This window comes from Allorhizobium paknamense (assembly GCF_030815125.1).
GTDB classification, from domain to species: Bacteria; Pseudomonadota; Alphaproteobacteria; order Rhizobiales; family Rhizobiaceae; genus Allorhizobium; species Allorhizobium paknamense.
Window position 1 is genome coordinate 1 of sequence record NZ_JAUSWH010000014.1, and the last position, 22,139, is coordinate 22,139.

Annotated in this window: 20 protein-coding genes; 5 read left to right on the top strand and 15 right to left on the bottom strand. The window is 60.7% G+C overall.

Translation table 11 applies throughout. The annotated features are described in order from the left end of the window. Positions 1-316: 316 nt before the first annotated feature. Together QO005_RS18245 and leuC are read left to right on the top strand one after the other, a co-directional pair. Positions 317-1,930, top strand: a complete 1,614-nt coding sequence (locus QO005_RS18245) for an O-linked N-acetylglucosamine transferase family protein (protein WP_307159501.1) — start codon at positions 317-319, stop codon at positions 1,928-1,930. Positions 1,931-2,239: 309 nt separating this feature from the next. Further along, positions 2,240-3,649 carry a 3-isopropylmalate dehydratase large subunit gene (gene leuC, locus QO005_RS18250; RefSeq protein WP_307159502.1) on the top strand — a complete coding sequence of 470 codons (1,410 nt, stop codon included), beginning with the start codon at positions 2,240-2,242 and terminating at the stop codon, positions 3,647-3,649. 137 nt (positions 3,650-3,786) lie between these two features. Here the strand turns inward: leuC and QO005_RS18255 are convergent, their stop codons facing one another. Both QO005_RS18255 and QO005_RS18260 read right to left on the bottom strand, forming a co-directional pair. Next, positions 3,787-4,617, bottom strand: coding sequence for an aldo/keto reductase (locus QO005_RS18255; RefSeq protein WP_307159503.1), 831 nt, complete (start codon positions 4,615-4,617; stop codon positions 3,787-3,789). Between the two features lie 198 nt (positions 4,618-4,815). Further along, positions 4,816-5,328, bottom strand: a complete 513-nt coding sequence (locus tag QO005_RS18260) for a L,D-transpeptidase family protein (RefSeq protein WP_307159504.1) — start codon at positions 5,326-5,328, stop codon at positions 4,816-4,818. A gap of 136 nt (positions 5,329-5,464) precedes the next feature. Between QO005_RS18260 and QO005_RS18265 the strand changes: the two genes are divergently transcribed. After that, the gene (locus QO005_RS18265) at positions 5,465-6,148 is read left to right on the top strand and encodes a response regulator transcription factor (protein WP_307159505.1); all 684 of its coding nucleotides are present in this window, start codon (positions 5,465-5,467) and stop codon (positions 6,146-6,148) included. 10 nt (positions 6,149-6,158) lie between these two features. After that, on the top strand, positions 6,159-6,614 hold the full coding sequence (locus QO005_RS18270; RefSeq protein ID WP_307159506.1) for a cyclic nucleotide-binding domain-containing protein: 456 nt from the start codon (positions 6,159-6,161) through the stop codon (positions 6,612-6,614). 23 nt (positions 6,615-6,637) lie between these two features. Here QO005_RS18270 and QO005_RS18275 read toward each other — a convergent pair whose 3' ends face one another. The 13 genes from QO005_RS18275 to QO005_RS18335 form a co-directional block, all read right to left on the bottom strand. Further along, positions 6,638-7,441, bottom strand: coding sequence for an exodeoxyribonuclease III (locus tag QO005_RS18275; protein ID WP_307159508.1), 804 nt, complete (start codon positions 7,439-7,441; stop codon positions 6,638-6,640). A gap of 438 nt (positions 7,442-7,879) precedes the next feature. Further along, the gene (locus tag QO005_RS18280) at positions 7,880-8,557 is read right to left on the bottom strand and encodes an outer membrane lipoprotein carrier protein LolA (protein ID WP_370878109.1); all 678 of its coding nucleotides are present in this window, start codon (positions 8,555-8,557) and stop codon (positions 7,880-7,882) included. A 161-nt stretch (positions 8,558-8,718) separates the two neighbouring features. Continuing rightward, positions 8,719-11,328, bottom strand: coding sequence for an FtsK/SpoIIIE family DNA translocase (locus QO005_RS18285; RefSeq protein WP_307159510.1), 2,610 nt, complete (start codon positions 11,326-11,328; stop codon positions 8,719-8,721). Between the two features lie 157 nt (positions 11,329-11,485). After that, the gene (locus QO005_RS18290; RefSeq protein ID WP_307159511.1) at positions 11,486-13,231 is read right to left on the bottom strand and encodes a methyl-accepting chemotaxis protein; all 1,746 of its coding nucleotides are present in this window, start codon (positions 13,229-13,231) and stop codon (positions 11,486-11,488) included. Positions 13,232-13,447: 216 nt separating this feature from the next. Beyond that, entirely contained in the window at positions 13,448-14,131 is a 684-nt protein-coding gene (locus QO005_RS18295) for a ParA family protein (RefSeq protein ID WP_307159604.1), read from the bottom strand. A gap of 181 nt (positions 14,132-14,312) precedes the next feature. Next, a complete protein-coding gene (locus QO005_RS18300) occupies positions 14,313-15,395 on the bottom strand; it encodes a protein-glutamate methylesterase/protein-glutamine glutaminase (protein WP_307159512.1) in 1,083 nt (360 codons plus the stop codon). 3 nt (positions 15,396-15,398) lie between these two features. Then, positions 15,399-16,265, bottom strand: a complete 867-nt coding sequence (locus tag QO005_RS18305) for a CheR family methyltransferase (protein WP_307159513.1) — start codon at positions 16,263-16,265, stop codon at positions 15,399-15,401. After that, a complete protein-coding gene (locus QO005_RS18310) occupies positions 16,258-16,755 on the bottom strand; it encodes a chemotaxis protein CheW (RefSeq protein ID WP_370878105.1) in 498 nt (165 codons plus the stop codon). Before QO005_RS18310 ends, QO005_RS18305 begins: the two co-directional genes overlap by 8 nt. Then, a complete protein-coding gene (locus tag QO005_RS18315) occupies positions 16,752-18,437 on the bottom strand; it encodes a methyl-accepting chemotaxis protein (protein WP_307159514.1) in 1,686 nt (561 codons plus the stop codon). Before QO005_RS18315 ends, QO005_RS18310 begins: the two co-directional genes overlap by 4 nt. A gap of 10 nt (positions 18,438-18,447) precedes the next feature. Further along, on the bottom strand, positions 18,448-18,969 hold the full coding sequence (locus tag QO005_RS18320) for a chemotaxis protein CheW (protein WP_307159515.1): 522 nt from the start codon (positions 18,967-18,969) through the stop codon (positions 18,448-18,450). Continuing rightward, positions 18,966-20,963 (bottom strand): chemotaxis protein CheA, encoded by a 1,998-nt coding sequence (locus QO005_RS18325; protein ID WP_307159516.1) that lies wholly within the window; start codon positions 20,961-20,963, stop codon positions 18,966-18,968. The genes QO005_RS18320 and QO005_RS18325 overlap by 4 nt, the downstream gene beginning before the upstream one ends. Continuing rightward, entirely contained in the window at positions 20,960-21,328 is a 369-nt protein-coding gene (locus QO005_RS18330) for a response regulator (protein WP_307159517.1), read from the bottom strand. Before QO005_RS18330 ends, QO005_RS18325 begins: the two co-directional genes overlap by 4 nt. After that, on the bottom strand, positions 21,325-21,651 hold the full coding sequence (locus QO005_RS18335; RefSeq protein WP_307159518.1) for an STAS domain-containing protein: 327 nt from the start codon (positions 21,649-21,651) through the stop codon (positions 21,325-21,327). Before QO005_RS18335 ends, QO005_RS18330 begins: the two co-directional genes overlap by 4 nt. A 33-nt stretch (positions 21,652-21,684) precedes the next feature. On the opposite strand from QO005_RS18335, the gene QO005_RS18340 reads away from it, so the two are divergent. Continuing rightward, a complete protein-coding gene (locus tag QO005_RS18340) occupies positions 21,685-21,813 on the top strand; it encodes a hypothetical protein (RefSeq protein ID WP_307159519.1) in 129 nt (42 codons plus the stop codon). The last annotated feature ends 326 nt before the right edge of the window (positions 21,814-22,139 follow it).

Below are 22,139 nucleotides of genomic sequence, written 5' to 3' on the forward strand. Positions count from 1 at the left end.
CAAGGCCTCAGGGCCTTGCCTTGCGCTTGTTCGCGGCCATTCAATCCCATCCCGTTCAACAGAACACCCATCCTGATTGAGTTTTGACCCTAGAGTGCTTCTGTGTTTCATGGAAACACAGAAGCACTCTAACTCTTTGTTTTTACGTATTTCCGGACGGAAAACCGGTTTCCACTTTTCCTGGAAATACCTAGTGATAAAAGCGCAGCTTTGCGCCACGCTTTCGCTAACCCACTGCATTTGGCAAAAGCCCGAGGCAATCCCGGTGATTTAGGGAGAAGACAAAGAACAAGAAGCGCATTTCAGAGGCAATGGCATGACGAACGGTTTGGCAGCGGCCATCTCCAGCTATCAGGCAGGAGATTTCGAAACAGCCTATCAGATGCTTGAACAGCAATTGACCTTAGGCGAGCACCTCGGTGCGCAGGCCTTGCTCGTTCTTGCACAATGCGCGACCAAAACCGGCAGAACCGAGAAAGCGATCACCTGCTATCGTCAAGCCGCGCAAAACCTGCCGGAGCAAGCACCGCAGTTGAAGGCTTTCGCCGATCAGTTGGAGAAGAAGTTGCATGCCCAAAGGCAATTGCAGCGTCTCCAGGCAGGGCGACTGGACCTCCGGCGGGGCATGATGACGCCATCGGTCCAGAGAGATTATCGCGAGGCTCTGCGAACAAGCCTCGCCATCGATGAGCAGCGCATCATGGATCAGGCCATGCTCGACCGGCTTCATCGGCGCGAGACGGACTGGATGACCCTGGACCGACCGGAACACCATCTGGCCTGGTGCGATGACCCCACCCTGAACGAAGCGGTGAGCCGTGCCGGAATGGCTGGCACAGAGGACAGCAGCGGCAGACCGGCTGCCGCTTCCACCGGTCCCGTGAAAATGGCATGGCTGGGTGGCAAAGAGGCTGAGAGGGACGGCAGCCGCCTTCTGCTGGAAAGCCTTCTAAACCATCTCGACCCTGCGCTTTTCGATTTTTGGATGATCGATGATGGCGACAGTCTCTTGCCGGAAGCAAGCCGCCATATCTCCATCGCAGGGCTGGAGGAGAAAGATGCGCAGGCGGTGATCGCCGCCGCCGATTTCGACATTCTCCTTGACCCGGCAGGTCCGGCCTCGGCAAGGCCAAGGCTGCTTTCGCGGCGGCTGGCGCGTTTTCATCTCGGCCTTGCCTTCTATCCGGGCCCTCGTCACGGCCTGATCTGCGATGGCCTGCTAGCGGACGAGCGGGTGATCGCGCCTGATACTGAAAAAAACTATGGCGCGCCTGCTCTGCGGCTGCCCGGCTGCTTTGCGCCGCTGCCGCCGCTTGCAAGGCATATTACCCTCCGTCAAAACCTCGGCTTGCCGCAGGACCGCACCGTACTTGCCGCCTTGCTGCCGCCGGAACGCATTGGACCACGCACGGCCGATCTCTGGGCAGACCTGCTTCACGCCGTCCCGGACAGCATGCTTTGGATTGGCATCGCCCATGAGCTCGCAAGACAGAATTTCACCCGCTGGTTCACGGAACAGGGTCTTCCCGTAGAACGTCTGCATATCAGCGACATGCCGAAGCCCGGGGAGCAGGCCGCCTGGCTTTCGGCAGCCGATCTGGCGCTGGATAGCTTTCCTTTCAACAGTCTGGATCAAAGCATCGCCGCGCTTTCCAGCGCGACACCTCTTGTCGCGCTCAAGGGCCGCACCTTCGCGGGACGCATGACCGCCAGCCTTCTCCAGGCAGCAGGTCTGGATGAGCTGGTCGCAGAAACCCGGGAGGACTATCTGCAAAGGCTGGTCACCCTTGCCGGATCGGCCGAGGTACGGGCTGCCATGCAGCACAAGATCAGGGAGCAGTTGAGCGGCCCATCCGCCTTTGGCGGGGAAGCCTTCGTGCGCGCGCTCTCGCCGATGCTGCTGGAAATGGCGGGGCGCCAGACCGCCTGAACCGAAGGTCCATCACGGCTCTCGAAATCACCATTCCGGCAATTGTCGTTGAGCGGGAAAACTGCTAAGGGACGCCGTTATGGGATCGAAATTCGGATGTCTCACGCCCGGTATCTATGTGCTGCAAGACCATAAGCGTCTTCCGGCGCGCTTTTTTGCGCGTGTTTGCGGCGCACTGAGCGATTATCTCCCGGCCTGACGGGAGTAAGCCATTCTGCCTGCATCCCCAATTCAGCCGAAAAGTCCGTTCAGGCTTTCCCTGTTTGGGATGATCCATTGACCTTCTTTCAAATCGACGGACTGAGAGCCATGAGCGCACCTCGCACCCTTTACGACAAGATTTTCGACGACCATCTGGTCGACCGTCAGGATGACGGCACCTGTCTTCTCTACATCGACCGTCACCTCGTGCATGAAGTGACGAGCCCGCAGGCCTTTGAAGGTCTGCGCATGACGGGGCGCAAGCTGCGCGCGCCGGAGCGGACGCTGGCCGTGGTGGACCACAACGTGCCGACCTCGCCGGACCGCCATCAGGGCATCAAGAACGAGGAAAGCCGCATCCAGGTCGAAGCGCTGGCCAAGAACGCCGCCGATTTCGGCGTGGAATATTACTCCGAAAAGGACAAGCGCCAGGGCATCGTGCATATCGTCGGCCCCGAGCAGGGCTTTACCCTGCCGGGCATGACCATCGTCTGCGGTGACAGCCACACCTCCACCCACGGCGCCTTCGGCGCGCTGGCGCATGGCATCGGCACCTCGGAAGTGGAACATGTTCTCGCCACCCAGACGCTGATCCAGAAGAAGGCCAAGAACATGCTGGTGCGTGTCGATGGCAAACTGCCGGAGGGCGTGACCGCCAAGGATATCATTCTTGCCATCATCGGCGAGATCGGCACCGCTGGCGGCACCGGCCATGTCATCGAATTCGCAGGCGAGGCCATTCGGTCGCTCTCCATGGAAGGCCGCATGACGGTCTGCAACATGACCATCGAGGGCGGCGCCCGCGCGGGTCTGATTGCCCCCGACGAAAAGACCTTCGAATACATCAAGAACAAGCCGCGCGCGCCGAAGGGCGAGGCGTGGGATCGCGCCGTCTCCTACTGGCAGACGCTGTTTTCCGACGAAGGCGCGCATTTCGACCGCACCGTGGTGCTGGATGCCGCCAACCTGCCGCCCATCGTCTCCTGGGGCTCTTCTCCGGAAGACGTCATCTCGGTTCAGGGCGTGGTGCCAAACCCGGACGAGATCGATGACGAAACCAAGCGTGCCTCCAAGTGGCGTGCGCTGGATTATATGGGCCTGACGCCTGGAACGAAGATCACCGACATCGCCATCGACCGCGTGTTCATCGGCTCCTGCACCAATGGCCGCATCGAAGACCTGCGCGCTGCCGCTGCCGTGATCAAGGACCGCAAGGTGGCTGCCACAGTCTCTGCCATGGTGGTTCCGGGCTCCGGCCTCGTCAAGGAACAGGCGGAAGCCGAAGGTCTGGACAAGATCTTCAAGGATGCCGGTTTTGAATGGCGTGAACCGGGCTGCTCCATGTGCCTGGCCATGAATGACGACCGCCTGAAGCCCGGCGAGCGCTGCGCCTCGACCTCGAACCGCAATTTCGAAGGCCGTCAAGGCTATAAGGGCCGCACACACCTCGTTTCCCCTGCCATGGCCGCCGCTGCCGCCATTGCCGGCCATTTCGTGGATATTCGTGACTGGAAATAAGTGCTGCGAAGCGGAAACAACAAAGGGCGGCTCGGTGAGCCGCCCTTTTTTAGATCGAATGATTCACGTGAAATAAGAGCATTTCCAGAAAAAGTGGGAACCGGTTTTCCGTCCGGAAATGCGTAAAAACAAAAGCTCTAGAAACTTGCCGTCATGGGATCGGGGCCAATGCGCGCAGACGCGCTGTCCAGCTTGGCGATCTCGGCCATATCCTCGGCTGACAAGGCGAAATCGAAGACCTTGAAATTCTCCTCGATGCGCGACGGGGTCACGGACTTCGGAATGACCACCAGACCGTTATCGATATGCCAGCGGATGATGACTTGCGCCGGGGTCTTGCCGTAGCGCTTGGCGATGCCGCCGATCACCGAATTGTCGAGGATCTTGCCCTGGCCGAGCGGGCTCCAGGATTGGGTGACGATCTGGTGCTTTTCGTGGAAGGCGCGGTGCTCCTTCTGCTGGAAATCCGGATGCAGTTCGATCTGATTGATCACCGGCACAACGCCGGTTTCACCGATGATCTTCGTCAGATGGTCGGGATAGAAGTTGGAGACGCCGATGGAGCGCGCCCGGCCCTCCTCCTTCAGCCGCACGAACGCCTTCCAGGTATCGACGAACAGGCCGCGATGCGGCGAGGGCCAATGGATCAGGTAGAGATCGACATAATCGGTGCCAAGGCGCTTCAGGCTGGCATCGAAGGCCTTGAGGGTGGAATCGAAGCCCTGATCGTTATTCCAGAGCTTGGTGGTGAGGAAAATATCCTTGCGGGCCACACCCGAGGAACGGATACCTTCGCCCACGCCCTCCTCATTTTCATAGACGGCCGCCGTATCGACATGGCGGTAACCTGCGGCAAGGGCAGCACTCACGGCAGGTGCCGCGCCATCATTCGGCGTCTGCCAGACACCAAGCCCCACCTGGGGAATACTGTTGCCATCGTGAAACGTGATGAAAGGTTGGTTTGTCACGGGAAATCTCCGGTTTTTGAAAACGGATAGGCCAAGCGCCAGAAGATGCACGGGCGAGACGCCCGGCGAAACGGAAGGCCCGGCGCGAGAGGCCAGGTATATTCCTATGTAGGTCAAAAGCTGTGCGGTGAAAGGACTGAGCAAAAAATTACGACCGAGCCGGGTGATCCCAATTGAAAAAGTGAAGAATATTCACGTTCAGAGCCCCATCACCTTCATGACGGTGCGACGGGAAAGATGGGGCAAGAGACGCCGCATATCGCGAGGCGCAACCGCCACGCAGCCCTCTGTCGGCCTATATCCGGGCCGCGCCTGATGGAAAAAGATGGCCGAACCGCACCCGCGCTGGCGGCGGTTCACGTTCCAATCCATCACCAGACAAAAATCATAGAGATCGTCCTGCCGCAGCAGGCGTTCATGGCTGACCGCCAGCGGCAACCGTACGAGGCGGTTATAGGCCGGATGCGCAGGGGCATCGCACCAGAGAAGATTTGCGGTAATCCGGCGCATCGGCAGCGATGTTGCAACGGTTTTGCCGCGATGAAAGCCTGAAAGCAGCCGCATTTGCCCCCGCGGCGTGCCGCCATCGCCCTCCCGTTTCCGGGTGACGATACCGGAGCGGCCGAGCGCTGCGCTGAGCCGCAAGGGACCGGCCTGCAGAATGCCCTGTTGCGGATGCCCCGGCTTTGGGCGCACAACGAGTGTGTTCAAGGATCGCTTTTTTGACGTTTTCACGACTTTTTGCTTTCTCCGTGACTTCTCTTGTCTTGAAGGGCCATTACGTAACACAATGTGCACGACAACAGGGCGTAATTGCCTTGCCATTGATAATGGAGACGATTGAAACATGGCAGCCCGGACGATCCTTCTGGTCGACGACGATGACGATCTGCGCGAGACGCTGGTGGAGCAGCTTTCGCTGTATGAAGAATTCTCCATCCAACAGGAATCCAACGCCACTAAAGGCGTTCAGGCTGCGCGCGCCAACCAGATCGACCTGATGATCATGGATGTGGGCCTGCCGGACATGGATGGGCGCGAGGCGGTGAAACTGCTGCGCAAGGGCGGCTTCAAGGCCCCCATCATCATGCTCACCGGTCACGATACCGATTCAGACACTATTCTTGGCCTGGAAGCCGGTGCCAATGATTACGTGACCAAGCCTTTCCGCTTCGCCGTGCTTCTTGCCCGCATCCGGGCGCAACTGCGCCAGCACGAACAGAGCGAGGATGCCACCTTCACGGTCGGCCCTTATGTGTTCAAGCCGAGCCAGAAGCTTCTGACCACCGAAGACGGCAAGAAGATCCGCCTGACGGAAAAGGAAGCGGCGATCATCCGCTATCTCTACCGCGCCGGGCAAAAGGTGGTGACGCGGGACGTGCTTCTCGAAGAAGTCTGGGGATATAATTCCGGCGTGACCACCCATACGCTGGAAACCCATGTCTATCGCCTGCGCCAGAAGATAGAACGGGATCCATCCAACGCCGAAATCCTGGTCACGGAAAACGGCGGCTACAAGATCGTTCCATGAGGTTTTCGCCGTGGCGCTCAGTGACGACATGCAATTGCTGTCCAGCCTGCCCCTGTTTCAGGGGCTGGAACCGGACCAGTTGCGGCTGATCGCCTTCGGCGCGGAACATCGGCCTATTGCCACCGGCCATTTGCTGTTTCGCGAGCGCTCACCCGCGGAATGCGCCTATGTGGTGGTGCGCGGCCGCTTTGAACTCTCCACCCAGGGCCGCGACGGCAAGCCACACGTGGCCGCCGTGGCAGAACCTGGCACCATGCTCTCGGAACTGGCGCTCGCCACCATGGTGGAGCGCAAATATACTGCCATTGCGCTGGAAGAGGCGGAGGTTATCCGCATTCCCCGCCCGCTCTTTCACCGCCTGCTGGAGGAATATCCCCAGCTTGCCCGCGTCATGCAGGAGCGGATTCGCCAGAACCTTCTGGCGCTGGCGAGCGGAGCCAAGGCCCTGGAAGACCGCTTTCGCTGACATCCGTCAGCAGCCAAGGTTTCTTACAGATCAAAATAGGCCGTCACCGGCACATGGTCGGAGGGCTTGTCCCAGCCACGGGCCTCGCGCAGGATATCGATGCGCTGGAGAACAGGGCGCAGGTCCGGCGAAGACCAGATATGGTCCAGCCTGCGGCCCCGGTCGGCGGCGTCCCAATCCTTGGCGCGATAGCTCCACCACGTATAGAGTTTTTGCGATGGATCGACCAGTTCCCGCATCAGGTCTACCCAGCCGCCCCGGCGGATCACTTCGGTCAGGCCCTCGGTTTCGACCGGCGTGTGGGAGACGATCTTCAGAAGCTGCTTGTGCGACCAGACATCGTTTTCCAGCGGCGCGATATTGAGGTCACCGACCAGAATGGCCGAGGTGTCCGGCTCGGCGGCGGCGGAAAGTGCCTTCATTTCCTCGACAAAATCCAGCTTGTGGCCGAATTTCGGATTGATCGTGCGATCTGGCTCGTCGCCACCGGCGGGTACGTAGAAATTATGCAGCCGGATGCGGCGTCCGCCGCGCTCGAAGATCGCCGAGATATGGCGGCTGTCGCCAACGCCGCAGAAATCCCGGCGATGATCTTCCGTCAGCGGAATTTTCGAAGCAATCGCCACACCGTGATAGCCCTTCTGCCCATGCAGGATGATGTGCGGATAGCCCAGCGCCTGCATGGCTTCCAATGGAAACTCGTGATTCTGGCACTTGATTTCCTGAAGGCAGAGAATGTCCGGGCGATAGGTGCCCACGAAGCGCTCGACAATCGGCATGCGCAGGCGCACGGAATTGATATTCCAGGTCGTCAGGGAAAGAACCATTCAAGACATCCTTTGCGGCAGGCGTGCCTGCCGGGGGATTACAGCATAATTCGACCGGAGTAAAACGAGGATCGATAAAATTATGCTTCCAAAATAAAACGTTAGAGCGCCGATCTGATTCAATCAGATCGAAAAGCGCTCGAAGAGAGGTTACAACATGCCGCCGGCTGATGAGGGGACAGTTGCAAACGAAAACCTGCCGGTTTCGGCGGGAACCCGGCAGGTTTGAGGATTTACCGTATCTTGTCCGAAACCGGAATTATGCAAAGAGGGAAACAGGCTTTCCTGCCCATTTTTCTGCGGTCCCGGCTGCTTATAGCAAGGCTCGAAGATGCGTCAGCCTCCTCGCCTTGAAAGATTTCGAATATCCCGGTTGCATCAGGTGCTTGAGATATTCGAAAATGGAATCCGAACTGCCATCTTCAATCACTCTTCGTATTATTGCCCGCGCCGGTTCACATCGTCATAGGGCACTTCAAAGACCTTTTCATCGAAGTTGACGCCCTGCTGGACGTTGAAGATCATCACCGAGGTATCCTTGCCCTGGGCGTCCGTTACCGTCCATTGGCGCAGTTCGAAGGTCTTGGGGTCGAACATCAGGGTAATGGTCTGGTCGCCGAAGATCGACTTGTCGCCCAGCACGATGGTGGTGAGATCCTGCTCTTCCTTCACCTGCCGCACCATCTGGTGAGTCAGATCGATGCGATCCGACAACAGCAGGCTGAGCGGGGTTTTCGACAGCGGATAGATATCCCAGGTCTTCAGCTTGAGATTGCCGATCACGACATTGCGGCCATCGGAAATCACCCGCATCGGCGAGGGCTGCTCATAATTGAAGCGCAGCTTGCCGGGCCGCTCGATGTAGAATTTGCCTGCCGTCTGTTCGCCGCGCGGACCGAACTGCACGAATTCACCCATCATCGTCTTTACGCTGGCGAAGTGATCGGCAATCTTCTGCGCGGTGCTGGCTTCGGCCTGCGCAAAGGCAGGGGTGGCAATTATGCCTGCTCCAAGGCCTGTCACACCCAAACCGGCAACACCAAGACCGGTCAGCCCAAGAAACATCCGCCGGTTGATTTCGACAAAAGGCCGCCTTGGGGCAGCAGTCTTTTTCATCATTCTCGTCTCCTTTTGTCCTTCCTTCATCACCAAGACGGCGTGATGATGACAGACACATGATTGTGAAATCCGCACCGGCCTTTCATGGAGAGGCTCACTCGACGGAACAACGCGGCATGCCAGCCGTGCGTTCCGGTGCAATGGACGGAAAGGTTCCCTTACCGTTCGATGATATCGGATTCCGTCGGCACCAGGATTTCCCGCTTGCCGGCATGGTTGGCGGGGCCAATGACGCCTTCCTGCTCCATGCGCTCGATCAGCGAGGCCGCCCTGTTATAGCCGATGCCGAGACGGCGCTGGATATAGGACGTGGATGCCTTGCCATCGCGCAGCACGATGGCGACTGCCTGATCATAAGGGTCGTCCGAATCGGAGAGATTGCCGGTTCCGGCAGGGCCATCGCCATCCTCGTCATCCTCATCGATGGTGATGGCCTCGAGATAGTCAGGCGCGCCCTGCGTCTTGAGATAGGCAACGATGTCTTCCACCTCGTTGTCCGAGACGAAAGGCCCGTGTACGCGCTGAATGCGCCCGCCGCCCGCCATGTAGAGCATGTCACCCATGCCCAGCAATTGTTCGGCCCCCTGCTCGCCTAGAATGGTGCGGCTGTCGATTTTCGATGTCACCTGGAAGGAGATGCGGGTCGGGAAATTCGCCTTGATCGTGCCGGTGATCACGTCCACCGAAGGGCGCTGCGTGGCCATGATGACGTGGATGCCTGCCGCGCGCGCCATTTGCGCCAGACGCTGCACCGCGCCTTCGATATCCTTGCCCGCCACCATCATCAGGTCGGCCATTTCGTCAATGATCACGACGATATAGGGCATGGGCTTGAGATCGAAGGTTTCGGTTTCATACATCGCTTCGCCCGTCTGGCGGTCGAAGCCGGTCTGCACCGTGCGGGTCAGCACCTCGCCCTTTTCAATGGCCTGTTCGACGCGGCTGTTGAAGCCGTCGATGTTGCGCACACCGATCTTGGACATTTTCTTGTAGCGCTCTTCCATCTCGCGCACGGTCCATTTCAGCGCCACCACGGCCTTTTTCGGATCGGTCACGACAGGCGACAGCAGATGCGGTATGCCGTCATAGATGGAGAGTTCCAGCATTTTCGGATCGATCATGATCAGGCGGCATTTTTCCGGCGGCAGCCGGTAAATCAGCGACAGGATCATGGTGTTGACGGCAACGGATTTACCTGAACCGGTGGTGCCCGCGACCAGAAGATGCGGCATCTTGGCCAGATCGGCAATCACCGGCTCGCCGCCAATCGTCTTGCCCAGCGCCATGGCAAGCTTGGCCTTGGAGCCCTCGAATTCGCGATTGCCGATCAGTTCACGCAGGAAAACCGTCTCGCGGGTTCGGTTCGGCAGTTCGATGCCGATGGCATTGCGGCCCGGCACCACGGCGACGCGCGCGGCAATGGCGCTCATCGAGCGGGCAATATCGTCGGCAAGCCCGATGACACGGGACGACTTGATCCCCGGGGCAGGCTCCAGCTCGTAAAGGGTTACGACCGGGCCGGGGCGCACTTCGATAATGTCGCCCTTGACGCCAAAATCCTCCAGCACGCCTTCCAGCATCCGGGCATTGTGCTCCAGCTGGTCGGCGGAAAGGCTGGCATCCTTGGCAACGGCGCGCGGCTGGGCCAGAAGTTCGATGGACGGAAGCTGATAGCCCCGGCCATTGTTGGGCGAAAAACCCTGAGCCGGACGCGAGCGCTCCGGTGGCGGCGGCGCCACGCGGCGGCGGGCGGGCACAGGCGCGGGTTCGTCCTCCTCGTCATCGAAGAGAATATCGTCATGGGAGCGGCCCCGTGCCTTAAGATCCGGCATGGGCAGATCGTCTTCGTCATCGAGCGAGACCGGGGGCGCGCCAATGCGGCGGCGGCTCGGCTGCTCGAAGGAAGGCTCGGCGCGGCTGCGGCCACTTCTCTCCGCCACGGGCGCGGCAAACTCTTCCTGATCGTTGAAGTCGTAGGGCTGGTCGAAATCGGCCCTTTCGCGCCGCTGCGGCGGCAGGCCGGCAAGACGGCGCAGACGGGCCTGCGAGGTAAACCAGGCATGGGTGAGCCCGCCCACCAGAAGCGCAATCGGCCCGGCGCGCTCATCGTCCTCTTCTTCCTCCTCGATGGCCACAGCCTTGGAGCGGGAAGCCTTGACCGGCAGTTCCGGGATATCATCCTCGAAATCGTCTTCCCGCCCGATGATCGCCGAGGCAAACAGCATCAGCCACAGCATCGGCACGGCAAAGACCGCACCCAGCACCATGGCGAAGGTGCCTGTGGGATAGGCGCCGACGAACAGCGCCGGAAAGCGCAGGATCATATCGCCGATGACCCCGCCAATGCCGTTGGGTAGTGGCCAGGTGGCTGGCGGCGGAAAACAGCCGAAAACGGCGGCACCAGCCACGGCGCTGGCGCCCCAGGCCATCAGGCGGCGCGACAGGCGGCGCACGCGGCGTCCGGAAATCAGCGCCAGCGACCATGCCAGCACCGGCAGCAGCGACAGGACGGCGGAGAGGCCGAGAAATTGCATGGCAAGATCGGCAAAGGCAGCACCGGGGTGCCCCAGAATATTGGTGGGTGCGCGCGCCGTGGCATAGGAGAAGCTCGGATCGGCGACATTCCAGGTGGCCAGTGCCGCCACCGCCGCCATCAGCCCGAGAAAGATGCCGAAACCGATCAGCGACAGAAACTGCCGATACAGGAAGCCGAACACGATGCTGCGCGGCGACCGTCGTTCCATTGCTGCCAGCGTGCTTCTGCTCATCCGTTTCGCCTGCCAATCCTGTTCGAAACCGTTGCCGGACATGGTGCCCGCACGGTTCACAAGATCGGGCGGGCTTCCGAATCAGAAGAATATCAGCAGGGGGGTTAATGTTCTTTTAACCATGAGGGACGTCCTCGATCAGCGGTCCCTCACCCGCTCAAAACAACGCGGCGGCGATCAGGTCGTCATCATCACCGGCATTGCTTGCAGGCGCGCTCGTGGTTTCAACGGCCCTGTCCATGGGCAGCAGGTTCTGATGGATCGTGCGTTCCTGCGCCATGGTGTAGATCGCAAAAATCCTTGCACTCAGCTCCGCCATCAGCGGATGCGACAGGTTCAGGTGGTGGCCCCGGCTCAAATGCGGTTCCAGTTGCGCGACGCAATTGTCCAGCATTGCGGCCAGTTGATCCTTGAAATCCAGTGTGGAGACAGCGGCATTGATGCGGGTAAAGACCTGCTGGCCCTCTTCGAAAAAGACCTTGAGCCCCTGATCCATCTGGCCAGACACCGCCTCCAGCGCGGTCAGCGCCGCCTGCAGCGGCTCGTTGATATGGTCGATATCGCCATTCTGATCCGCAACCAGCGTCAGGGTGACGTCTTCCACCCGGCGCATATCCTCGACAATGGCGTCCGCCGGCGTTTCAAGCTTGGCGGCGAAGGTGCGCAACTCGCCGCTGACGACATTGACCGAGCGCCCCTGATCCCCCAGCCGCGAGCAGCGCAGGTTGGAGTTGAGCGCCATGTAATGAATATCCGTCTTGATCGCACGGATCGTTTCGATCCCGGCCAGAAGCTCCTGCGCCGTCTGCGTGACGGAGCCGACAAGACCGTCGGATTGCTGGCCGCGTTCCTGCACCCGTTGCGAAAGATCGCAGGCCTGGCGGATATCCGCCTGCATCCGGTGCAGCAGGCTTTCCCCCTCGCCGCCGCCAGAGCGGTTCAACTCGTCCCTCAGCGTCAGGATTTGCGCGGCATCGGCGGTGAAGCTGGAAATGGTTTCGAAGATCGCTGCGCATTTCTGCCGGAAATCGGTGAGCATGTCCTGCAATTGCGCATGGGCAAGATCGAGGATCGCCTGCCGGAAGTGGCCCGCCGCCTCCGCCTCCCCGGCGGGAAGCCGGGCAAGCTGTTCCTCCAGATAGTCGAAGCTCGTCTGCACATGCTCGATGCGCTGGCGGGTGATGTCGCCGATCTGCAAGGCGGAGAGCACGGTGCCGACCTTGCTCTGGATGCCGAGCGCGATGGCTTTGACGTCGCGGGCAATCGCCCCCATGCTGCGATGCTGGTTTGCAAGCTCGGCGGAGCTTTTTTCAAGGCTCGCCGCAATCTTCGGCACCGTCTCGCGAAATTCCGTCAAAATGCCTTCCGAAAAGCTGCGGGCGGTATCGAGCTGGCCGCGCATGCCGGACAAATGCTCGGCAAAACGGTCGATCTCGGTGGCGCCCGACTGAATACGCTCCTGGATTTCCTCGGCAAAACCGGCAAATTCAGCGATCCCGGCCCCCGTGATCTTCACGGTGATGGCAAAGGTGCCGAGATAGCGGATGATCTCGCGCATCTCCACCACGTGATCCTGGGTGGAATGGCACAGATCGGTAATGCGGTTGAAGGAAACCTGCCGGGCCTCGGCCAGATCGGGCAGCCGGGCGAGATCCGCCACGGTGCGCCGCAGGCCCGTAACGGTGGTCTCCGTGGTCTTGCCGTCCAGGATACCGGCGAGGCTATTCAGGCTCTCCACCAGGCCGTTGATGATCTCGGTCACGGAGATCAGCGCATTGCCGCCGTCCAGAAAGGATTTTTCCAGCCGCGAATGGGTGGCCGCCAGCACGGTCTGGAGATCGTTTGCCCCCCGGAAGGACGAGGAAATTGGCTTGGGCTGGGAATACACGGCGTGACCTTTCATGGCTCTTTCGCTCAATTCCGAAGTCTGTCCGGTTCCTAATGAACCGGACAGACTTCGGAATTCCTCGTTTTCGTTTGTCTTTTCGGGAAAACCGGCTCCCACTTTTCCCGGACAAACTTTAGGACACAAAGAAGAATAGCAGGTAAATCCGTTTCAAATTCACACGAATTCCCATCAACGAACACCAGACCCAGCCACGAAGTCCCAAAATAGGCGTCAGGCCGCTGCGGTGCTGCGGGCCTGCGGCATCAGGGCCAGAACTTCGTCCGCATAGGCTTCGGCATTGGCCAGCGCCTTGGCAAGATTGCTAACCTTCTGCGGCTCCAGCATATGCAGGGCGCGGCGATATTCGAACATGTCGCGAAAGGCGGCCCGTTCGATGATCGGCGTATCCAGCACATGCACCGAGCGTGCCGCCAGCAGGCTCTTCACCGCCTGCAGGCCGCGCGTCGTCACCATGGAGTTGACGCGCGAAAGCAGGACCGAAAACGGGATGGAAATTCCGGCCTTGCGATCCAGATATTGCAGCAGTTCGATGACCTGCGCCCCGCCCTGGGCATCCATGCTGCTGCCCTGAATGGGAATGATCACATGATCGGAAAGCCCAAGCGCGGTGGCGAGAAGCGGCGATTGCGCGCCCGGCAGATCGACGATCACATGATCCACCTCGCCCTGATAGGCGGTGATCGTGCGCTGCAGGGCCGCCACCGACACATAGGTCGCCACCGTCAGCCGCCCGCAGGCCGGTGCCTCTTCGAACCAGCGGGAAATCCAGCGCTGCGGATCGGTATCGATCACCGCCACGCGAAAGCCGCGGCGGCCAAGCTCCGTGGCCAGCAACAGCACCGCCGTGGTTTTTCCCGCGCCGCCCTTGGTATTGGCAAAGGTGATGATGGGCATGGGCTTGACCTCTTTCAGCCTGAACAGCTGGCTCGGATACCATTGCCCCGCAAAATGCTGCGCAGGGGTCGGCATCCGCACCGGATTTCCTCGAAATCGCTTATATGTGCCTGCCCGGACTGGATCGAAGCTTATGGTGACGCAACCCAAAAGCGAAATCCTCTCCTTTCAGATTCACATTTCATCGCCGCTGGTCCTCCGCCAGAATCTCCGAAGCCAGCAGCGATAGCGGCAGCACCTTGCCAACACCGCCATGGGCAATCGCCTCCTTGGGCATGCCAAAGACGATGGAGCTCGCCTCATCCTGGGCCACGGTCTGCGCTCCGGCGGCCTGCATCTCCTTCAATCCACGCGCGCCGTCATCGCCCATGCCGGTCATGATGATGCCCATGGCATTGGCCCCTGCGGCGCTGGCCGCCGAGCGGAACAGCACATCCACCGAGGGGCGATGGCGGGAGACCAGCGGCCCCTCGCGCACAGAGACCTGATAGCGTGCGCCGCGCCGCTCCAGCAGCATGTGCCGGTTGCCAGGGGCAATCAGCACGTGACCGCGCAGGACCGGATCGCCATCCTCCGCCTCCTTGATATCCATGGCGCAAAGACCATTGAGCCGCCGGGCAAAGGCTGCCGTGAACTTCTCCGGCATGTGCTGGACGATGACGATGCCCGGCGCATTGGCGGGCAGTTTTTCCAGCACCTCCCGCAAGGCCTCGGTGCCGCCGGTCGATGCGCCGATACAGATGACCATTTCCGTGGTGCGGGCCATCGCCCGGCCGGAGGGTGGCGGCAGCACGGCATCGGCGGTCAGTTTCTGCTCGGGCGTATCGGCGGGCTTGCGCAGCAGACGGCGCTTTTCCAGCCGGGCATGGGCCGCGCTCTTCACCACATCGCAGATATGGGCGGCCTGTTCCGCCAGATGTTCAGCCACGCCGATGCGCGGCTTCAAGAGAACATCCACGGCCCCGGCCTCCATGGCCTGCATCAGCGTTTCACTGCCGGCATCGGTCAGGGAAGAGCACATCACGACGGGAATGGGCCGCTGCGCCATCAGCTTGCGCAGGAAGGTAATGCCATCCATGCGCGGCATTTCCACGTCGAGCGTGATCACATCGGGGATTTCCTCGGCGATCTTGCGCGCGGCGACAAAGGGGTCTGAGGCCGTTCCCATGACCTCAATGGCTGGATCGGATTCCAGCACGCTGGTCAGCGTCTGCCGGACACTGGCGGAATCGTCGATGATCAGCACACGGGTCTTTTTCGGCATGCTTCAAACCTTTTGAAAAACCGTATTTCCCAGCTGACGGATCGGCAAATTCATACCCGCCACCGATTCCGAATGGCCGACGAACAGATAGCCGCCCTCGTCCAAGCACTGGCAAAGCCTGGAGAGCACCTTGAGCTGGGTTTCCTTGTTGAAATAGATCAGCACGTTGCGGCAGAAGATGATGTGCATGGGCTGGCCGACGGGATAGCTCTCATCCATCAGGTTCAGCCGGGCAAAGCCCACCTTGGCGCGCAGTTTTGGGGAAATACGCACCTCGCCGCGCGCACGGTCCCGCGCCTGCATCACATAGCGGGACATATAAGGTGGTGGCACCGGCTGCAGCATTTCGGCGGGATAGATGCCGCGATGGGCCCTTTCCAGTACCTCGCAGGAGAGATCCGTGGCCAGGATGCGGAAATCCGGACCACCGCTCTGTTCGGCGTAATCGGCCATGACCATGGCGAGCGTATAGGGTTCCGCGCCGATGGAACAGGCCGAACTCCAGGCCCGGACCTGACGATGCCCCTCAGCCGCAAGGGCGGGAAGGGCCTTCTGGGCCAGAAACTCGAAGTGGCTTGGTTCACGGAAGAAATCCGTCTTGTTGGTGGTGACGGCATCTACCAGATGGATCAGCTCGGTTTCGAGCCCGCCTTCATCGAAGACGTGGTCGCAATAGGCATCGAAGCTGGTAAAACCGGTGGCGCGCAGACGGCGGCGCAGACGGCCCTCCAGCATCGTCACCTTGGTTTCCGGCATCTTGATGCCGCTATAGTCGAAGATGAAACTGGAAAGCCGCCGGAAATTGCGCGGGCTGATCCGGTCAGGATCCAGCGGCGGCAAGGAGGCGGAGACGCTTGCGCTCTCAAGCATGGGCCATCTCCGGCAGATTGGTCAGCGCCGGTGTTTCGGCGGCGGTGAAGAGCCGCACGAGATCGATGATCACCACGAATCCTGTCTCCCGTCGCACGACGCCGCGAATGTAATCGCTGCGCCAGGCGATGCCGATATCCGGCGCGCCCTCGATCTGCTCGAGCCGGAAGGGAATGACCTCGAACACCCGGTCCGCGACCAGCCCCACCGTCAGCACGCGATCGGCAAGCGGAATATCCATGACGAGAATGCGGGTATGCTGGGTCTTGACCGTGCGGGTACGGCCAAGCTTCAGACGCAGGTCGATGATCGGCACGCCCTGGCCGCGCACGTCGCGCAGCCCGAGCAGATATTCGGGACCATGAGGGAGTTGGAAACTCTCCTCATGATCGAGGATTTCGCGCACCGATTCCACCGGCACGGCAAAGACTTCCTCCCCCAGGCTGAAGGTCACGAACTGGGCTTCGCGTTTTTCAGCCGCCATGCTCATGCGCTTTCCCGGAAGTGGCGGTCTTCCTCGTCGGCGCCGCCCATGGAAAGGTCGAGCGCAAAGCCCTTGGCGCGGGCCTGCTGCTGGGAAACCGACTGGCCGGAGCCCTGGCGCGGCGAGGCCGAAACCGGACGCGCTGCCGGGCGCGGGGCCTCCTGCCGGATGCGGCGTACCGGCTCGCTCGGCTTGCCGCCATCCACCTTGAAGAAGGCAATGGAGGTTTGCAGCTCTTCGGCCTGGGCGGCCAGCTCTTCCGACGTCGCCGACATTTCCTCCGAGGCGCTGGCATTGCGCTGGATCACCTTGTCGAGCTGCTGGATCGCCTCATTGATCTGGCTGGCGCCGATATCCTGCTCGCGGCAGGCGGCGGAGATTTCCGAAACCAGTTCCGCCGTCTTGCGGATATCCGGCACCAGACGGTTCAGCATGTCGCCAGCCTGGGTGGCCACCTGCACGGTGTCGCCGGAAAGCGTGCTGATTTCGGCAGCAGCGGCCTGGCTGCGCTCGGCAAGCTTGCGCACTTCCGAGGCAACCACGGCGAAGCCCTTGCCATGCTCACCGGCACGCGCCGCTTCGACGGCGGCATTGAGCGCCAGAAGATCGGTCTGGCGGGCGATTTCCTGCACAATGGAAATCTTCTCGGCAATCGTGCGCATGGCGGTTACGGCACGCGAGACGGCCTCGCCGCTCACTTCGGCATCCTTGGCGGACTGGCGGGCAATCTTTTCCGTCTGGGCGGCATTGTCGGCGTTCTGCTTAATGTTGGCGGCCATCTCTTCCATGGAAGCCGAGGCTTCCTCGGCGGCAGATGCCTGTTCGGTGGCGCCTTCCGACAATTGTTCGGAGCTGGAGGAGAGTTCCTGGCTACCGGACGAGACATTATCGGCAGACGACAGCGCGTCGGCGACAACGCCGCGCAGCCGTTCGATCATGGTGTTCACATATTGCAGAAGCTCGCCAATCTCGTCGCGCGAGGTGATCTTCGCATATTCGGTCAGGTCGCCTTCGGAAACCTTGCGAACGGCATGGACGGCACGATTGATACCGCCGGTGATGCTGACGACGATCCAGAAGGCTGCAACCACGCTGACCAGAGTGGCAAAGCCGGCCAGTGACAGCAGCGTCAGGCGGATATTCGCATAATCCTGATTGGTCTGTTCATCCGTATCGCGCAACCGCTCACGCTCGATATTGACGATCTGCTCAAGCAGCTTGTCTATTTCACCGGTGGTAGTGCGCAGTTCACCGTTGGAGACCTTGATGGCAGCAGCCCGGTCGCCTGCATTGAGGAAGCCAAGCATCTTTTCATCCTGCTGGCGGAACTGGAGATTGAGCTCGGCCACCTTGTCCCAGATTGGCTTGCCTGCACTGGTCGCTTTCGATTTGGCGGCCTCGAGATCGGCCTCCAGTTCGGTACGGAGTTCCCGTGAGCGCTTGAGTGCGCGATCGGTTTCCTCCTGGCTGTCGGAAAGCAGCAGGTTTTTCTGCTGGCGCACGATCTGCGCCTGATTGCCCTGCAAGATGAGTGCCAGGCGCAACCGGTCCACTGGGCCGGCAAAGGCGTCGGTGATGGCGGTATTCATGGAAGAGACGCTGGAAATGCCCAGAACGGCACTTGCAATGAGCAGGGCCACGACGAAGCCGAAAGTCAGGGCAAGTTTCAGTTTGATGGTGAATCGCATGGCATCCTCGTTAGGAAGAGGTGGCGGCAGTGAGGACTGCCCGCTCGGTGTGATGGGAGAAAATCGCCAGGAGGTCGGGGAGAATGATGAATTCACCTCCGCGCTTGACAAGGCAATCGATGAAGTCGGCACGCCAGCGCATGCCGATGGCCGGGGGCGGTTCACTGGCGGCACGGGTCAGCGATGTCACTTCGTAGACCCTGTCGGTGCGGATACCGACCAGGATGGGCTCGCCCTCCATGTCGATCTCCGCCACGATGATGCGGCTATCGATGGTCGCCACCGCCGGCATCATGCCGAAGGCGAGCCTGATATCGGCAAGCGGTATGACCTTGCCGCGAAAATTGATGACGCTGGAGACGAAAGGCCGCGCCCCCGGCACCAGGGTTTCCGGCAGGAGATCGATGATTTCCTGCACCATGGTGGCCTTGATGGCGAAGGTCTCGGCGCCGAGGGTGAAGGTCAGCACGGAGAGATCGTCCTGATCGCCCCAGACCTCGTGAAAATCACGTTTGACGATGTTGGCGTTCATCCTGCGGCTCGCAATTGCGCCTCCTGATATTGTCCGGCAGCGACCAGATGCGTGACATCGAGGATCAGCGCCACGCTGCCATCGCCCAGAATGGTCGCGCCGGAGAAGGTCTGGACGTCATGATGCAGCTTGGACATGGATTTGATGACGGTCTGGTGGTCGCCGATGATCTGGTCCACCACCAGACCCACCCGCTCCTCGCCGGTGGAAATGATCACCACCTTCTGGTGGGGGTCCGGCACGGTTCCGGTGCCGAACAGGTCGCGCAGCCGGATGAAAGGCACGAGGCTGTCGCGCAGCGAAATGAAGTTGCGGTCGCGCGAGCGCAGGTCGTCGCCGGGCGAAAGCTCCAGGCATTCCTCCACCGCCGACAGCGGAATGACATAGGTGCCGGTGCCGACACGCACGAGCAGGCCGTCGATGATGGCAAGCGTCAGGGGAATGGACAGCGCGATTTCCGAACCGGCCCCGGGCGTGCTGGTCACGGTGATGGTGCCGCGTAGCGCCTCGACGGATTTCTTCACCACATCCATGCCGACACCGCGCCCGGAGAGGTTGGTGATCTGCTGGGCGGTGGAAAAGCCCGGTTGGAAGATCATCTGCAAAAGATCCTGATCGCTGATCTGGGCATTGGGCGCGATCATGCCCTGCGCTTCGGCCTTGGCGCGGACGCGCTGCCGGTCGATGCCGCGCCCGTCATCGCGGATCAGGATGGTGACATCGCCGCCGGACTGGCGGGCGATGAGGGTAATGGTGCCGTGGGCGGACTTGCCTGCGGCCAGGCGGTCCTCCGGTTTTTCGATGCCGTGATCGCAGGAATTGCGCACCAGATGCACCATGGGATCGGCCAGACGCTCGATCACCGCCTTGTCCACTTCGGTGCTCTCACCCTCCGTCACGAGGTCGATCTGCTTGCCGGTTTCGCGAGCAAGATCATGGATCAACCGGCGGAAACGGCCGAAGAGCTGGGTGATCGGCACCATGCGCAGCACCATCATAGTATCGCGCAGTTCGCCGGAAAGCCGCTCGACATCTTCCGAGACGGAACGCAGCAGGATATCGGCGCTGCCATTGGCAAGCTGGGACAGGCGGGACTGGGCAATGACCAGTTCGCCCACCCGGTCCATCAACTCGTCCAGCCGTCCGGCGGGCACGCGAACATTTTCCGCGCTCTTGGCCTGTTTCTGGTCGAGCGGGGCGGACGGTCCCTTCTGAGCTTGAGCAACCGGCGGTTCGTTTTCAGCCTTGGGTAGGGATGTCCCGGCCTCGGCAGAAGGCGCGGTCTCTGTCTCTTCGGCAATCTCCAGCTGCATGTCGTCCATGACGAAAAGGAAGACATCCTCGATGTCGGAGCGCGGCTTGTCCGTGGTGAGCCGGATGGTCCAGGCAAGGTAAAGGCCCGTCGGATCAAGCGCGGCGAGATCGGGAAGGGTGGACGTATCCACCACCATGTCACACGGCCCGAGATCCCGCAGCTCATCGAGAAGGCCGAGCGGATTGGTGCCGTTGGCCATGGTGTTTTCGGCAAGCCGCATGCGGATCGTCCAGCGCCGGGGACCGTTGGCGACCGGTTTGGCGGTGGCCAGCGGCGCGGCCACCACGGCCCCGCGCGCCGCAACCGTGCCGCCAACCGCTTCGTGCAGCCGGGCCAGCAGGACGTCGCCCGCCGCCTCGTGATCGCCGTTGGGGGTGGCGACCAGCGCCTTCATATGGTCCTGCGCGGCCAGAACCGCAGCGATCAATTCCTCCGAGGCCGCGACCTCGCCCTTGCGCACCCTGTCGAAGGCGCTTTCGCAATGATGGGTAAAGGCGGCCAGCGCCTCGAACCCGAACATCGCGCCGGATCCCTTCAAGGTATGGAGACCCCGAAAGACGGCGTCGATCTGCTGCTGGTCGCCCGGATTGTGCAGCAGGTCCAGGAGGCCGCTTTCGATCTGCTCGAAAAGCTCGCCCGCCTCCGTCCTGAAAACCTGAACGGGATCCGTGTGTGTCATTTGCCGAGAACCTTGCGGGTGATCTTGACCAGCTGGTCGGCGTCGAAGGGCTTGGTGATCCAGCCGGTCGCTCCGGCAGCCTTGGCGCGGCTCTTCATGTCCATGTCGGATTCGGTCGTGAGGAAGATGATCGGCACGCCCGTATGGGCAGGCGAGCGACGCAACGCCTCGATCATCGACAGGCCATTCATATTGGGCATGTTGAGATCGGTCACGATGAGATCGAACTGACCGGCCTTGGCCTTGTTCAGCCCGTCGAGCCCGTCCACCGCCTCGGTCACGCGGTAGCCGGCATTGGTCAGGGCGATTTTAGTGGTCATGCGGACGCTGGCGGAATCGTCAACGGTGAGAATATGGGCGCTCATGCGATGTCCTTTCGATCAGACCAGAAAGAAGAGAGGTTATGATCCCGGCTTTCGAGAAAGCCGCTGCGTTTCAACACGTCGAGCAGCGCGCCGCCGGGAGGGCTATCAAGGGAAAGCACGAGACCGCGCCGGGCCGCGGTGATGCGGGCAGCCTCGACGAGTTGCAGGAAGCTCAGATCGACCTCGGCATCCTCGGGAACGGCGAGCGAGACGCGCGATGACGAGGAAAGCGCCTCCAGCAGCAGTTCCTTCACCGCCTGCGCCTGACGGATCGTCAACATCCGGGGAAGAACAACGGGAGTTGTGGCCGTGCTTGCGGTCATGACACACCTTCACACAGCCGGAAAAAACAAGGGATGAGCCGCCCGAACAGGGCGGCAATGGTCGATGAAAACACCATTCACAGGCTTTGCCCCACGCTTGTGCATTGGCGCATGGCTGAAGCGCCGCGCCGCGCCGAGGAGGGCCGCGGCGCGCCTGCTTGAGCGAAGCGCGCTGTCGATGTACGAAATTCTTCAGGCCCCGCCGCTTCATGCCGCAGGTTGTAGCGAGATCCCCCTCGCGTTGAGCAGACTGTTGCGCCCGCAAGTTAACATTGCGCTAACATAGGAGGGGCGCTGCCACAAAAAATTGTATTTTCGGAATGTTTTAAATCATGAGAATTCTAATAAGCCTATGATTCAAAAGGAAGAAATCAAAAATTTTCCTTTTAAATCAAAGACCGCCCAAATTTGAGTATTTTCCTACATTTTAATGTATTTGATTAGTTGTAACTGCAATTCGCAATCTTGCCCCAGTTCGGGAGAGATTC